At 59.8% G+C, this 15,288-nt stretch carries 8 protein-coding genes; 6 read left to right on the forward strand and 2 right to left on the reverse strand.

The window, feature by feature from the left end:
- Positions 1–2: 2 nt before the first annotated feature.
- The 5 genes from QLG12_RS05355 (at position 3) to QLG12_RS05375 (ending at position 7,499) form a co-directional block, all read left to right on the forward strand.
- Positions 3–1,577, forward strand: a complete 1,575-nt coding sequence (locus tag QLG12_RS05355) for an ABC transporter ATP-binding protein (RefSeq protein ID WP_282474070.1) — start codon at positions 3–5, stop codon at positions 1,575–1,577.
- Between the two features lie 41 nt (positions 1,578–1,618).
- Entirely contained in the window at positions 1,619–3,034 is a 1,416-nt protein-coding gene (locus QLG12_RS05360) for a sigma 54-interacting transcriptional regulator (protein WP_282474071.1), read from the forward strand.
- A 273-nt stretch (positions 3,035–3,307) separates the two neighbouring features.
- Positions 3,308–4,699 (forward strand): GntP family permease, encoded by a 1,392-nt coding sequence (locus tag QLG12_RS05365; protein ID WP_007952055.1) that lies wholly within the window; start codon positions 3,308–3,310, stop codon positions 4,697–4,699.
- 7 nt (positions 4,700–4,706) lie between these two features.
- Entirely contained in the window at positions 4,707–5,480 is a 774-nt protein-coding gene (hbdH, locus tag QLG12_RS05370) for a 3-hydroxybutyrate dehydrogenase (RefSeq protein WP_007952053.1), read from the forward strand.
- Positions 5,481–5,543: 63 nt separating this feature from the next.
- Positions 5,544–7,499: an acetoacetate--CoA ligase gene (locus QLG12_RS05375; RefSeq protein ID WP_282474072.1), complete on the forward strand. Its 1,956-nt coding sequence runs from the start codon at positions 5,544–5,546 to the stop codon at positions 7,497–7,499.
- Positions 7,500–7,545: 46 nt separating this feature from the next.
- Here QLG12_RS05375 and QLG12_RS05380 read toward each other — a convergent pair whose 3' ends face one another.
- Complete coding sequence (locus tag QLG12_RS05380; RefSeq protein ID WP_282474073.1) at positions 7,546–11,349, reverse strand: hypothetical protein; 3,804 nt, start codon at positions 11,347–11,349, stop codon at positions 7,546–7,548.
- Between the two features lie 128 nt (positions 11,350–11,477).
- Complete coding sequence (locus tag QLG12_RS05385; RefSeq protein ID WP_282474074.1) at positions 11,478–12,590, reverse strand: PilT/PilU family type 4a pilus ATPase; 1,113 nt, start codon at positions 12,588–12,590, stop codon at positions 11,478–11,480.
- 125 nt (positions 12,591–12,715) lie between these two features.
- Between QLG12_RS05385 and QLG12_RS05390 the strand changes: the two genes are divergently transcribed.
- On the forward strand, positions 12,716–15,253 hold the full coding sequence (locus QLG12_RS05390; RefSeq protein ID WP_197867946.1) for a PAS domain-containing sensor histidine kinase: 2,538 nt from the start codon (positions 12,716–12,718) through the stop codon (positions 15,251–15,253).
- Positions 15,254–15,288 lie beyond the last annotated feature (35 nt).

The following is a 15,288-nucleotide window of genomic DNA, read 5'->3' on the forward strand; positions in this document are numbered from 1 at the left end:
AAATGACTGACAACCTGATCGAAATCCGTGATTTGAGCGTCGCCTTCCATGGCCAGACCGTGGTGCGCAACCTGTGCTTGGACATCCGCCCCGGCGAGTGCCTGGCACTGGTCGGCGAGTCGGGTTCGGGCAAGTCGGTGACGGCCCACTCGATACTGCAACTGCTCCCCGAATCCGATGCCAGAACGACCGGCAGTATTCGTTATCGCGGACAGGAACTGGTCGGCGCCGATCCCAAGACCCTTCGCGATCTGCGGGGCAACCGCATCGCCATGATTTTCCAGGAGCCGATGACCTCGCTCAATCCGTTGCACACGATTGAAAAGCAGATCGGCGAAACCCTGTTGCTGCACCGCGGCCTCGGCGGCAAAGAGGCTCAGGCGCGGATCCTCGAACTGCTGGAACTGGTGGGCATCCAGAAACCGAAAGAGCGACTGAAGGCTTATCCGCACCAACTGTCCGGTGGGCAGCGCCAGCGGGTGATGATTGCGATGGCCCTGGCCTGCGAGCCGGAATTGCTGATCGCCGACGAACCAACCACCGCACTCGATGTGACCGTACAGCGCAAGATTCTGTTGCTGCTCAAGTCGTTGCAACGGCGCTTGGGCATGTCGCTGCTACTGATCAGTCATGACCTCAATCTGGTCCGCAGCATCGCCCAGCGTGTATGCGTGATGAAGGCCGGTGAGATCGTCGAGCAGGCGCCGTGCGAAACCCTGTTCACCGAGCCGAAACACCCTTACAGCTGCGTGTTGCTCAACGCTGAACCGGAGGGCGAAGCGCTGCCCCGGGACGAACGCGAAAACGTGCTGGAAGTCGATGACCTGCGGGTTGATTTCACCGTCGGCGGCGGGTTGTTCCAGCGCAAGCAATACCTTCGTGCGGTGGACGGTATCAGCCTGAACATCCAGCGCGGCAAAACGCTGGGGATCGTCGGCGAGTCCGGTTCGGGCAAGTCGACCCTCGGTCAGGCGATCCTGCGCCTGCTCGACTCCAAGGGCAGCATTCGTTTCCAGGGCACAGCCCTCGACGGCCTCGACCAGAAACAGATGCGCCCGTGGCGCCGACAAATGCAGGTGGTGTTCCAGGACCCGTTCGGCAGCCTCAGCCCGCGCATGTCGGTGGCGCAGATCATCAGCGAAGGGCTGGAGGTGCATTGCCAGTCCACCGCCGAGGAGTGCGACGATCAGGTGATCCGCGTGCTCAAGGAAGTGGGCCTCGACCCTGAAAGCCGTCACCGCTACCCCCATGAGTTTTCCGGCGGCCAGCGCCAGCGCATTGCCATCGCCCGGGCACTGGTGCTCAAACCGGCGCTGATCCTGCTCGACGAGCCGACTTCGGCGCTGGACCGTACCGTGCAGAAACAGGTGGTCGCGCTGCTCCGCCAGCTTCAGGAAAAACACGGCCTGACCTATTTGTTCATCAGTCATGACCTGGCCGTGGTGCGGGCGCTGGCCCACGACATGATCGTGATCAAGGACGGCAAGGTGGTGGAAAGCGGTGCCAGCCATGACGTGTTCGACTCACCGCAGCATCCCTATACCAAAGAGCTGTTGGCGGCGGCGCATCCGGGATAGGCATAATCAGCGCCACCTGACTTCCGCCAATGGACGCCGCCATGAACACCACCGAAAGCCTCAAGGATTACCAACGGGTTCGCACCCTGGCGATCCGTTCGTTGTTCGAGATCATCGAGCAATCCAGTGAAGGCACGGTGATTGTCGACCGCGACGCAAACATCGTCTGGATGAACGAGCGCTACGCCCGGCGCTTCGGGCTCGATTCCGCCGCCGGGGCCATCGGCAAGCCTTGCGAAAGCGTGATCCCCGGAAGCCTGTTGCGTGAAGTGGTGCGCACCGGGCGGCCGATTCTGCTGGACATGCAGGACACCCCGAAAGAACCGCTGGTGGTGATGCGCCTGCCGATCCATGACGATGCCGGGGCGGTGATCGGCGCCATCGGTTTTGCGTTGTTCGACGAATTGCGCACGCTGTCACCGATGCTCAAGCGCTACCTGAGCATGCAGGAAGAACTGGCCTCGACCCGTTCGCTGCTGCGCGCCCGGCAGACCAAATACAACTTTGCCCACTTCATCGGCACCAGCGCTGCCAGCCTGGAAGTCAAACGCCGAGCCCGTCGCAGCGCCAGTGCCGAGTCGCCGGTGCTGTTGCTGGGCGAAACCGGCAGCGGCAAGGAGTTGCTGGCTCAAGCGATCCACGGCGCTTCGCCTCGGGCACACAAGGCGTTCGTCAGCATCAACAGTGCGGCGATTCCTGAAGCACTGCTTGAAGCCGAGTTCTTTGGCACCGCCCCCGGTGCTTTTACCGGCGCCGACCGCAAGGGTCGCACCGGCAAGCTGCAGATTGCCCAGGGCGGGACGCTGTTTCTCGACGAGATCGGCGACATGCCACTGCCGCTGCAAAGCAAATTGTTGCGGGTGCTTCAGGAGAAAGAGTTCGAACCCGTAGGCTCCAACGACGTGATCCAGAGCGATGTGCGGGTGATTGCCGCGACCTCGACGGATCTGGAGGCGGCAATCAAGCGCGGCGAATTCCGCGCCGACTTGTATTACCGCCTCAACGTATTGCCAATTCAGGTGCCACCACTGCGTGAACGACTGGACGATCTGCCGGCCCTCAGTGAGGCGATTCTTGAAGAACTGCGCAGTCAACATGAACTGAACCGCGAAGCGCTGGAGCTGCTGGGTCAGCATGCCTGGGCAGGCAATATCCGCGAGCTGCGCAATGTGTTGGAGCGGGCAGCGTTGCTCAGCGATGACTTGATGCTGACGGCGGATGACATTCGCTCTGCCATTGGAACGTTTACACCGGTTGAACGAACGCTCGCACCCTTGCCTGAACCGGCAACCCACGAGACCTTCAGTCAAGCCCGGGAGCGTTTTGACCGGCAGTTGATTTCATCCACCCTCGCGCAATGCGGGGGCAAGGTGATCGAGGCGGCTGAGCGGCTGGGACTGGGTCGCTCGACGCTGTACAAGAAAATGATTGCGCTGGGGATCGCAGAGTCTCAATAAGGAGACAAGATTCTCCAAATCAAGACACCATCAAAAGCATCGCGGGCAAGCCCGCTCCCACAGGGGATTGCGCCAAACTGTGGGAGCGGGCTTGCCCGCGAAAGCGCCTTCCGAGCCATAGAAGTCTCAAAATAGAGACAAATTCTATGAAACCATCACCAAAATCAAAATTAATTTCTTTGTTTTCAACAAGTTAAGCGTCTGGCACAGATCTCGCTATAGCCCTCCCCACACCCGTTCCACCCACAAAAATAACAATCGAAGGAGCACACCATGAGTGTGATCATCGCCTTGGCAGCTCTCGCGCTGCTGATGCTCGCGGCCTACCGTGGCTACAGCGTTATCCTTTTTGCCCCGATCGCCGCCCTCGGCGCCGTCCTGCTCACCGACCCGTCCGCCGTCGCCCCCGCCTTCACCGGCGTGTTCATGGAGAAAATGGTCGGCTTCATCAAACTCTACTTTCCCGTTTTCCTGCTCGGCGCCGTGTTCGGCAAGCTGATCGAACTCTCGGGTTTCTCCCGCTCGATTGTCGCGGCAGCGATTCGCTTGCTCGGCACCCGCCAGGCGATGCTGGTGATCGTGCTGGTCTGCGCCCTGCTTACCTACGGCGGCGTTTCGCTGTTCGTCGTGGTGTTTGCGGTCTACCCGTTCGCAGCGGAAATGTTCCGCCAGAGCAACATACCCAAGCGCCTGATCCCGGCGACCATCGCCCTCGGCGCGTTCTCCTTCACCATGGACGCCCTGCCCGGCACGCCGCAGATCCAGAACATCATCCCCAGCACTTTCTTCAATACCACCGCCTGGGCGGCGCCTTGGCTGGGTGTGATCGGTACGATTTTCGTGTTCTGCGCCGGCATGCTGTTTCTGCAACGCCAGCGCAACAAGGCCCAGCGTGCCGGTGAAGGCTACGGCACCGAACTGCGCAACGAACCGGAAACCGCCGAAGACCTGAAACTGCCGAACCCATGGATCGCCCTGTCGCCGCTGCTGGCGGTGGGCATCATGAACCTGTTGTTCACCCAGTGGATTCCGCAGTGGTACGGCAAGACCCACAGCCTCGCGCTGCCGGGCATGGCCGCGCCGGTCACCACCGAGATCGCCAAACTGACCGCGATCTGGGCGGTACAAGCGGCCCTGTTGGTCGGCATCCTGATGGTGCTGGCATTCGGCTTTAAAGCGATCAAAAGCAAGCTTGCCGAGGGCAGCAAAAGCGCAGTCAGCGGTGCGCTGCTGGCGGCAATGAACACTGCTTCGGAATACGGTTTCGGCGCAGTCATCGCCTCGTTGCCGGGGTTTCTGGTGCTGGCCGACTGGCTCAAGAGCATCCCCAATCCGCTGGTCAACGAAGCGATCACCGTGACCCTGCTGGCCGGTATAACCGGCTCCGCCTCGGGGGGCATGAGCATCGCGCTGGCAGCGATGTCCGAACAATTCATCAGCGCCGCCCACGCCGCCAACATTCCGCTGGAAGTGCTGCACCGGGTGGCCGCGATGGCCAGCGGCGGCATGGACACCCTGCCGCACAACGGCGCGGTGATCACCCTGCTCGCCGTCACCGGCCTGACTCACCGTGAGGCCTACAAGGACATTTTCTGTATTACGCTGATCAAGACCCTGGCGGTTTTCGTGGTGATCGGCACTTTCTACGCCACTGGCATTGTGTGAGGTATTGATGACGACTCTTTCTGGCAAGACCGCACTGGTTACCGGCTCCACCAGCGGCATCGGGCTGGGCATCGCCCTGACGCTGGCCAAGGCTGGCGCCAACCTGATCCTCAACGGCTTTGGCGACGCCTCCAAGGTGATCGCCGAAGTCGAGCAGTTCGGCGGCAAAGTCGGCCATCACCCGGCAGACGTCAGCGATCCGGCGCAGATCGCCGACATGATCGCCTACGCCGAGCGCGAGTTCGGCGGCGTGGACATTCTGGTCAACAACGCTGGTATCCAGCACGTTGCGGCGGTTGAAGAATTTCCGGTGGAACGCTGGGATTCGATCATCGCGATCAACCTGTCGTCGGTGTTTCACAGCACCCGCTTGAGCCTGCCGGGCATGCGCGCCAAGGGTTGGGGGCGGATCGTCAACATCGCCTCGGTGCACGGTCTGGTCGGCTCCACCGGCAAGGCTGCGTACGTGGCGGCCAAGCATGGGGTGATCGGCCTGACCAAGGTGGTCGGCCTGGAAACCGCCGCCAGCAACGTCACCTGCAACGCCATCTGCCCGGGCTGGGTGCTGACGCCGCTGGTGCAGAAGCAGATCGATGATCGCGCAGCCAAGGGCGTCGACCCGCAGCAGGCGCAACACGATTTGCTGGCCGAAAAACAGCCGTCGCTGGAGTTCGTCACGCCTGCACACCTGGGTGAACTGGTGTTGTTCCTGTGCAGCGAGGCCGGCAGCCAGGTGCGTGGCGCAGCGTGGAATATCGATGGCGGGTGGCTCGCGCAGTAAGCGTGCAAATGATCGCTCCCACGCTGTCGTGGGAGCCTTCTGACCAACAATAAGAGGCAAACCATGTCCGACATTCTCTGGCAGCCCGATGCCAAACGCATTGCCCGCTCCCGCATGGACGGCTTTCGGCGCTTCATCAATCAGCGCCACCACCTGAAGCTCGACGACTACCCTGCGCTGCACCAATGGTCCATCGACCAGCGCGAAGCGTTCTGGCAAGCGATCGTTGATTTCTTCGGCATCAGTTTTCACACCCAACCGGACGCCGTTCTGCGCGGAGGCCTGAAAATGCCGGGTGCCGAGTGGTTTCCCGGTGCCACCCTGAACTTCGCCGAGCATCTGCTTAGCCGACGCGACGATGCCATCGCCGTGATCGCTATCGGCGAAAACGGCCAGCGTGAACTGCTGACCTGGGCCGAACTGGCCCAGCAAGTCGCCGGGTTCCAGGCCAGCCTGCAAGCGGCCGGCGTGGCGGTTGGCGACCGGGTCGCGGCCTGCATGCCCAACACCTGGCAAACCCTGGTGGCGATGCTTGCGACCACCAGTCTCGGCGCAATCTGGTCATGTTCCTCGCCGGACTTCGGCACCCACGGCGTGATCGACCGCTTCGGCCAGATCGAACCGAAGGTGCTGATCACCTGCGCCGGTTACCGTTACGCCGGCAAAGAGATCGACCAGACCGTCAAGGTCAATGAAATCCTCGAACAGCTACCGTCACTGCAACAGCTGATCATCGTGCCCTACGCGCGACCTCAAGCCCATGCCACGGATTACCGGACACCCGCCAACGTCACGCTGTGGGACGACTTCTACGAACCCGGCGATGAACCACACTTCGTCCCGGTGCCCTTCGACCATCCGCTGTACGTCCTGTATTCCAGCGGTACCACCGGCGTGCCGAAGTGCATCGTTCACAGCACCGGCGGCGTGTTGCTGCAACACGCCAAGGAACACGGGCTGCATGTCGATCTGGGTCCCGGCGACCGGTTGTTCTACTACACCACGTGTGGCTGGATGATGTGGAACTGGCTGGTCTCGGCGCTGGCGGTCGGCAGCGCGGTGGTGCTGTATGACGGTTCACCGTTTTACCCGGACAACGAGCGGTTGCTGGAGCTGCTCGACCATGAGCAGGTCAGCGTGTTCGGCACCAGTCCGAAATTCCTCGCCACACTGGAAAGCAGCGGCATCAAACCGCGTGAAAGCCATGACTTCAGCTGCCTGAAAACCCTGCTCTGCACCGGCTCCGCACTGTCACCGCAGAGTTATGACTTTGTCTATCGCGACTTCAAATCAGACGTTTGCCTGTCCTCGATGTCCGGCGGTACGGACATCGTGTCCTGCTTTGTCAACGGCAATCCGATGACGCCGGTACGCCGGGGCGAGATCATGGGCAAGAGCCTGGCCATGGCAGTGGAAGTGTGGAACGACGCCGGGCAACCGGTGATCGGCGAAAAAGGTGAGTTGGTGTGCACTCGCCCCTTCCCGGCGATGCCCATCGGACTCTGGAACGATCCCGATGGCGAGAAACTGCGCAAATCCTATTTCAGCCAGTTCCCCGGCGTCTGGGCCCAGGGTGACTACGCCGAACAGCAGCCCCACGGCGGGATGCTGATTCACGGCCGCTCTGACGCCGTGCTCAACCCCGGCGGCGTGCGTATCGGCACGGCGGAAATCTACCGTCAGGTGGAGAAAGTCCCGCAAGTGCTGGACAGCGTCGCCATCGGCCAACAGTGGCAGGACGACGTGCGGGTGGTGCTGTTCGTGCGCCTCAAGGACGGCGTAGCGCTGGATGAGGCGCTGCAACAGCAGATCCGCCAAGTGATCCGCGCCAACACCACACCGCGCCATGTACCGGCGAAGATCGTCGCGGTCACCGACATTCCGCGCACCATCAGCGGCAAAGTGGTGGAGCTGGCCGTGCGCAATGTGGTGCACGGTGAACCGGTGAAAAACACCGATGCGCTGGCCAATCCGCAAGCGCTCGAGCAGTTTCGCGATCGACCGGAATTGAACAGCTGACAACAGCGCTCCTGTGCCAGGAGCGCTGTTCTGTAATGCAGACGGATTATTCAGGTCGGTTCAGGGTTAGCACCACCGGTTCGGCAATCGCACCGGTGCGACGGGTCGCGAGACAGGCTTCAAGCGTGTGGAGGTTGCGCTCGAATTCCGGTTTGTCGGTGTAGTACTGGCCAAGCAACGAGATGACCAAGGCCAGTGAGTCAGCGTTTTCAACGGCCTTGGTTGCCGAGTGATATTGCGTCGTGGCGCCGTCCTCATCCGTCGCAAGTCTGCCGCTGGCAAGATTGAGCAGCGACGCAACGTTCAGCATCTGGTCAGTGCCGCCACTCTTTGCAGTATCGCTGGCGTAGCTGACATCTTCAGTCTGCGCTGCACCGTGCAGCATCTCGTGAATCAGGTCATCCGCCACTACCGCGTGGTTGTAAGCGTGCCCGATGAAATGAGCGTTCAGATTGCGCGTATAGATTTCCATGAACATCACCTTGGGTCGCTCGTTGGCGCTGGCGGCGATCCATTGCCGGTACAACTGCGGATTGAAGGAGGCGATATTGCCGTTGTCCTTGTACGGGTCAAGGATCAGATTGCTCAGTGAAAAACCGGCGAAGTCCGTGCGGATCAGCTTCAGGTATTTCAACAACCGGTCCTTGGCATCCGAGGTATTGCTGCCTAGAAAGGCCTTGATGATGAAATCCCGCTCCTTGGTGAAATCATGATCGCCAAGGGCCTTGATCGCCTGTTCGATCTTCGCCTTGGCCTTCGGCAAGCTGTTCTCGATGACGGCCCGGGTGTAACTGATCGGCAGTGTTTTATGGAATTGGCTCACCCTGAAAGGCGAATCGATCGCGAAATGGCTCAGCTTTGGCCCCCAGGCCTTGCCCGTGCGATCAAGTGCGTACCAATGGAAGTCTTCACGCGCAGCCAGGACGGTCAGGGTGTCGGCACTGACCGCTCTCGGGCGCCAGGTGCCTTGTCCGACGATCGCGTTGTGACGGATACCGAGCAGTCGCCCGGATTTGTGAGTGCCTTTGATATGACTCATCTGTGATTTGGCCAATGCAATGATTTCCTGAGTCTGCCGACTCAAACGCATCCCGCCCTTATAGACGAGCTTGCCCGTGCCGCGCACGACTGAAGGCAGGTCATCCAGCGGGTTGAAAATGGCAATCCCGGTGGCAATTGCCAGCTTGGCGAGGTGCCCCAGTCTGGTGGTCAGCGAGGAAGCCTTTGAGACGATCGAAGCTGTTTTGCTGGCAACACCCGCAGCGGTGCCCACCAGTGCAATGGCATCCATGGCGCAACCGTAGAGGCCGTCGACCACCAGATTGTGTTCGCCGGAACTGAGGTCCTGAATGCAGCGTTTGAATGGCACGGCGAGGTCCACGATGTAGGTCGCCACCACTTCACCCTTGGCCCGTTCACGTTCGAGTTCCGTGGGTACAGTAGCGGCCGCCCGCAGTTGCTCAAAGGTCATCAACGGATGCCGCGACACGACAAGAGCCGAAATCTGCTCGATCCGCGGATCAGAGAAATTCTGGTACTCGCTGTTTTTCGGTTTCGAAGGCGTGGTCGGTGCAGACAACACCATCAACTTGTCGATAATCGCCTCGCTGCGCGTGACTTTGAAATCATTCGCCACGCCTTCGATGTAGCACTTGATATTGATCGGCAACCGCTGTTTGGGAGTCGGTGCTACGTGGGTCTTCAGATCGCCCTTGAAATCCACCCGCGCCGGGGCCTGGAGCTTGCCACTGCTGACGATCAGTCTGGCCAGTTCATCGTTACGGTGGATTTCACCCCGCAGGGTGAACACTTCATAGCAACTCGTTTTGCCGCCATGGGTGGCACACATGACAACACCGAACCGTCCCGTCGCGGCATCCTTTGCGGCCTGGCTCTCGACCGGCTCTTCTCGGGTCAACGGCCCGCCTATTGGAGTGGTACGAGTGATGACGGCAGAGTCACGTACGGTCAGAAACGTCAATTCACCGCGCAGCACATCCTGCAGGTCGAAATAAGACATCCGCGACAGCGCCAGCTTGAGGGTTGTAGCCAGGGCTTCGTTCAACTGGTCCAGATGACTTCGCAGCTGACGGATGAATTCGACATTGTTATCTACCAACCGCAACAGTTGTGGATAGCGACGGTAAATGCTCTCGACCGATGGATCGTGAAGTGCAGGTCTGCTGCCGGTTATCTGGGATAGCAGATCGGGCGCCTTGCTGTCTGGAAAGAAAGGGCGAAAGTTCCACTGCTGTGTTGTGAGGTCGCCGGACATGTGCAGGTCGATCATCGACAGGGTGGTCGGGGACGCCCCAAGTCCAGGACGCTGATTGAGCCGCGGCTTTTCCAGGAAGTCGCAACCCGGGGTGGCAGGCTCCAGCGCTGCCCTGGCGATGGCCCTGCGGTCAGGCAGTGGCGTGGAATAGGCAATGCTGACCTGAGAAAAATTCGCCACGTATTGCTGATAGGCGACGATGGCCCGCTGCGTTGTCGCCTGCTCGTCCTGCTTCAGCTCGGTTTCAGTGACGACAGCGTTGATCAACGCCCAGTCCACGATCGGATCGATCAATGCCAGCGTATGCACATCAGCCAGCGCCTGACTGACTGGCTCCAGCTGCGCATACGCCATGATCTGCGCATAAGTCATCACGCGCGCAGCGCCTTGAACGACCGCTTCGACCAAAGCGACACCCCGACAGAACGCCACCCACTCGAGCGACCCGATCGTGATGGAGGTCGGTACCTGCCTGACAATGAATTCAGGGGCAACCTGTGCCAGACACAAGTGAATCGCCAGCGGTGCCGAATCGTGCCTGACCCATTGATTGCTCACCATATGATCACGCAATCCCTCCAGGACAACCGATGCCGGCCTGCCGAGATAACGTGACGAGTACATCTCGTAACTGCCGACAGACTTTCTGTTCTGCGGCTTGCCGATAAATGGATTGATATCCAGCAACAGCGCGGTCACCAACAGCTGGTCAAGTTGCGACTCGGGCATCGTCTGCCCCGCCTGCGATCCATACCAGCCCAAACGCTGCAGGCATGAGCGCGCCCAGTCCTGCGATATCGAGTGGCCAATGACTTGTTTTAACAACACCGCTGCATTGTCATGCACTGCAACCCCGATCCGGGAACCCGACATCAAACTGTCCAACAACCTGGATTGACTGGGTAATTGCTGAGACGTGACGTTTTTGATCGCCAGGCATTGTTCGGAAGACAACGTAATGAATGATTGATCGTCCACGACGAGTTGCCCGCTATAGTTCCCAAGCTCATCAACTTCCGGAAAATCGAACTCGAAGTAAGCAATCAGATTATTCAGCTGAGCCGCCGTAGTGGGCACATCATAGCCATGAAACCCCAGCCATTGTTCCACGGTAATTTCGTTGTCTGTCCATACATACCCACCCGTTTCCCTGGCGATATCCGTTATCAGCGACAACACCGAGTGATCGAATCCCAACCCTTCGCGATTCTTGTGATCCTTGAAATCAATCCAGCCATCTGGAGCGAATACTTCCATTTTTCCCGACTGAGCAACGCAAATCGGCGGTCGGTCCTGCTGTGTCAGGCCCAGCAACAGACTTCGCATGGCAACTGTTTGGGTCAAGCGACTCAAGAGCGCCTTGCCAGGCGCATGAATCAAATCCAGAGAGGAGTTTTTTTGCAATTCGATCTGGTAGTCCCATCCCAGAATTTCCTGGTCTGTCGCACTGTTCGCCAGACTCAACTTAAGTTCCGCCAATACCAGACTGCGCTCTAATGCATCAGCATCAAGGCGCTGTTGTGCGTCTATACCGGCTGCATACTTGAAAAATTTCTCGTTCGTTTTATAGCTCATAGTTCCCTCATGAATAACAATGTATGCCCGCTTGGCGGAGGCGATCCTACTTCCACCCAACAAACTTTCCAGTCGTTATTCATGAGACAACATTTCAATCAAACAAACCGAAGCTAAAACCAACCCCTTCAATCAGCCAACCCCCATTCACCCGCATTTGAAGTGGGTGTCTCGCCCTGGTGCTCCAACTTCAACTTCAACTTCAACTTCAAATTATTGATTGAGTCAGCATGTTTAAGTGCCTCCTGCACACTTAAAACACCTTCAACCACCAACTTGTAAAGTGCGTCATCGAAAGTCTGCATGCCCAACTCTGTGGATTTTTCCATGATGACTTTCAACTCGCCCAGTTCATTGCGACGAATGAGGTCGGCAATGGTGGGTGACCCCAACATGACTTCCACTGCCGCCCGTCGCTGGCCATCAAGCGTGCGTACCAGACGTTGGGAAACGAAGGCCTTCAAATGATTGCCTAAACTGTGCAGCAATTGCGGGCGGCGCTCTTCGGGAAAGAAATTGATGATCCGGTCCAGCGCCTGATTGGCGTTGTTGGCGTGCAAAGTCGACAGGACCAGATGCCCGGTTTCGGCGAAGGCCAGCGCGTGCTCCATGGTCTCGCGATCACGGATTTCGCCGATCAGCACCACGTCCGGGGCCTGGCGCAGGGTGTTCTTGAGCGCAGCGTGAAAGCTGCGGGTATCGACCCCGACTTCGCGCTGGTTGATGATCGACTTTTTGTGCCGATGGATGTATTCCACCGGGTCTTCAATGGTGATGATGTGCCCGCTGCTATGGCGATTGCGATGATCGATCAATGCCGCCAGCGAGGTCGACTTGCCCGAGTCCGTAGCACCGACAAACAGGATCAGCCCCTGTTTGAGCATCACCGTTTCCAGCAATACCGCTGGCAATTTGAGGTCTTCGAATCGCGGAATGTCGAGTTTGACGTTACGGATCACGATCGACACGTCGTTGCGTTGTTTGAAAATATTGACCCGGAAGCGGCCGATCCCGGTGCGGGAAATCGCCAGGTTCATTTCCAGATCCCGGTCGAACTCCCGTCGTTGTTCGGCGTCCATCAGGGAGACGGCGATAGTGGCCACCTCACCGGGTTTGAAGGGCTGCTCGCTCAAGGGCGTGAGCACCCCGTCGAACCGCGCACTGGGTGGTGCGCCCGTGGACAGGAACAGATCCGAACCGTGACGGCTCGCCAGTTGTTTGAGCAGTGCGTCGATTTCCATGGCCAAAAGCACCTGCGAAGCTTTCAATGAACACAAGACCGCGCCGTGACGCGACGTGCCTTACAGCGTCTACCGCACTAGGATAGTAGACGCCGCCTCACCGACCGACGCTCAGGATTGATGTGATGAACGCTGTACCGAACACCAACGACGCCCAGACATTGATAGCCCGAACCGACTGGAGCCGCAGCCCGCTGGGCGCCGCCGGCACCTGGCCTCAGAGCCTGCGCACCGCGGTGGACATCGTGATTCACTCGCCGATGCCGATGCTGCTGTTGTGGGGCCCGCAATTGACCCAGATCTACAACGACGGCTTCGCGCTGCTGGCCGGCAACAAGCATCCGCACGCTTTCGGACAACCAGCGCACCAGATATGGCCGGAACTTCGAGACTTTACCGACCCTATTTACAGCGCCGTCCTACAGGGCCAGGTGCGAACCTACAGCGAACGACGCTTCACCCTGCAACGGGACGGCCAGGAGTCCGACTTCTGGCTTGACCTGACCTACAGCCCGATCCGCGACGAAAGCGCGCAGGTGGCCGGAATTCTGGTCACCGCCATCGAAACCAACGAACGCCGACGCATTGCCCTGGAACTGCAACAGCGCTCCGAAGACAGCCTCAAGGCCCAGCGCGAAAGCGAAGAGCGCCTGCAACTGGCGCTGGCAGCTACCGATGCGGTGGGCACCTGGGATTGGGACATCGGCGAAGACCGCTTCATTGCCGACGCGCATTTCGCCCAGTTGCACGGTGTCGATCCGGCGCTGGCCGGTCAGTTGCCGATCAGCGAGTATCTGCACGGCGTGCACCCCGAAGACCGCGCAATGATCGCCCGCAGTATCAAGCATTGCATTACCCACGGCACCGAATACGCCGAGGAATACCGCTTGCTGCAGGCCAACGGCGAGCTGCGCTGGGTGTTCGCCCGCGGGCGTTGCTACAAGGATCATCATGGTCGGCCGACGCGCTTTCTTGGCGCTGCGCTGGATCTGACCGAACGCAAGCACACCGAACAGGCATTGCGGCAAAGTCAGACCGAGCTGCAACTGATCATCAACGCCATGCCGATCCTGATCAGTTATGTCGACCACGAGGAACGCTTTCGCCTGAACAACGCCGCTTACCTCGACTGGTACGGGCTCACGCCGCAGGAGCTGTACGGTCGCACGATCCGCGAGGTGATCGGCGAAGAGGCCTATTTCCTGCGGGCGCCGTACATCGCCGAAGCCCTGGCCGGTCGCCCCTGCTCGTTCAGCCTGTACACGCCGCACCGCGACGGCAGTCAGCGGCATGCCTTGATGAATTACCTGCCGCGCCACGGTGCGGACGGGACAGTGAACGGTTTCTACATCTTCGTGATCGACGAAACCGAACGAAAAAAGACCGAAGAAGCCCTGCGCAACCTCAATGAAACCCTTGAGGAACGTGTGAGTGCGCGCACCGAACAACTGGCCCAGGCCAACCAGCGTTTGCAGAACGAGATGTTCGAACGCGAGCGCGCCGAAGACGCTCTGCGCCACGCGCAGAAAATGGAAGCGGTCGGCCAGCTGACCGGCGGCATCGCCCACGACTTCAACAACATGCTGACCGGCATCATCGGCAGCCTCGACCTGATGCAACGCTACATCGCCAGTGGCCGCGCCGATGAAATCGGCCGTTTCACCGATGCGGCGGTGTCCTCGGCCAACCGCGCGGCCGCGTTGACCCACCGCCTGCTGGCGTTCTCCCGGCGTCAGTCGCTGGATCGCAAGACCCTCGACGTCAACGAGCTGATCCATTCGCTGGAAGACCTGATCCGCCGCACCAAGGGTGATCCGATCGAACTCAAGTTGCGCCTGGCCGACAATGTATGGCCGGTCAGCACCGATGTCAGCCAACTGGAAAACGCCCTGCTCAACCTGGTGATCAACGCCCGCGACGCCATGCCTGACGGCGGTGAGCTGCTGATCGAAACCGCCAACGTCTACCTCGACGGCAACGACATCACCACCCTCGAACCGGTCAAGGCCGGTGATTACCTGATGCTGGCGGTGAGCGACAACGGCACCGGCATGACGCCATCAGTACGTTCCAAAGCGTTTGATCCGTTCTTTACGACCAAACCCATCGGGCAAGGCACCGGGCTCGGCTTGTCGATGATTTATGGCTTTGCCCAGCAATCGGGTGGGCACGTCAGCCTCGACAGCCTGCCCGGCCAGGGCACTTGCGTGCGCCTGTACTTGCCGCGTTTGTATGCACTGGAAGCGGAGCAGCCGGTTATCGAAGCGGTTACCGAGGCCCCCGCTCTCGCCACTGGCGAAACCGTGGTGGTGGTCGAGGACGATCCAGCGGTGCGCATGCTGGTGATGGACCTGCTCAAGGAGCTGGGTTATCTCGCCCATGAGGCCGAAGATGCCAAGGGTGCCTTGCCGCTACTGGAATCCGACCTGCGGGTGGACCTGCTGGTGACCGACGTCGGCCTGCCGGGCATGAACGGTCGGCAAATGGCGGAGATCGCCCGCCAGCATCGTCCGGGGCTCAAAGTGTTGTTCATGACCGGTTACGCGCAGAAAGCCGCCGAGCGTCAGGGCTTCCTCGAAGACGGCATGGACATGGTCGCCAAACCGTTCTCCATCGAGCAACTGGCCGGCAAGATCCGCACGATGATCAGCCAAAACCCGTGACTTGAGGCATAATCCGCGCCCCGCCGTCACCCCGC

The organism is Pseudomonas sp. V88_4, from assembly GCF_029967985.1.
In the GTDB taxonomy this organism is placed as follows: Bacteria; Pseudomonadota; Gammaproteobacteria; order Pseudomonadales; family Pseudomonadaceae; genus Aquipseudomonas; species Aquipseudomonas glycinae.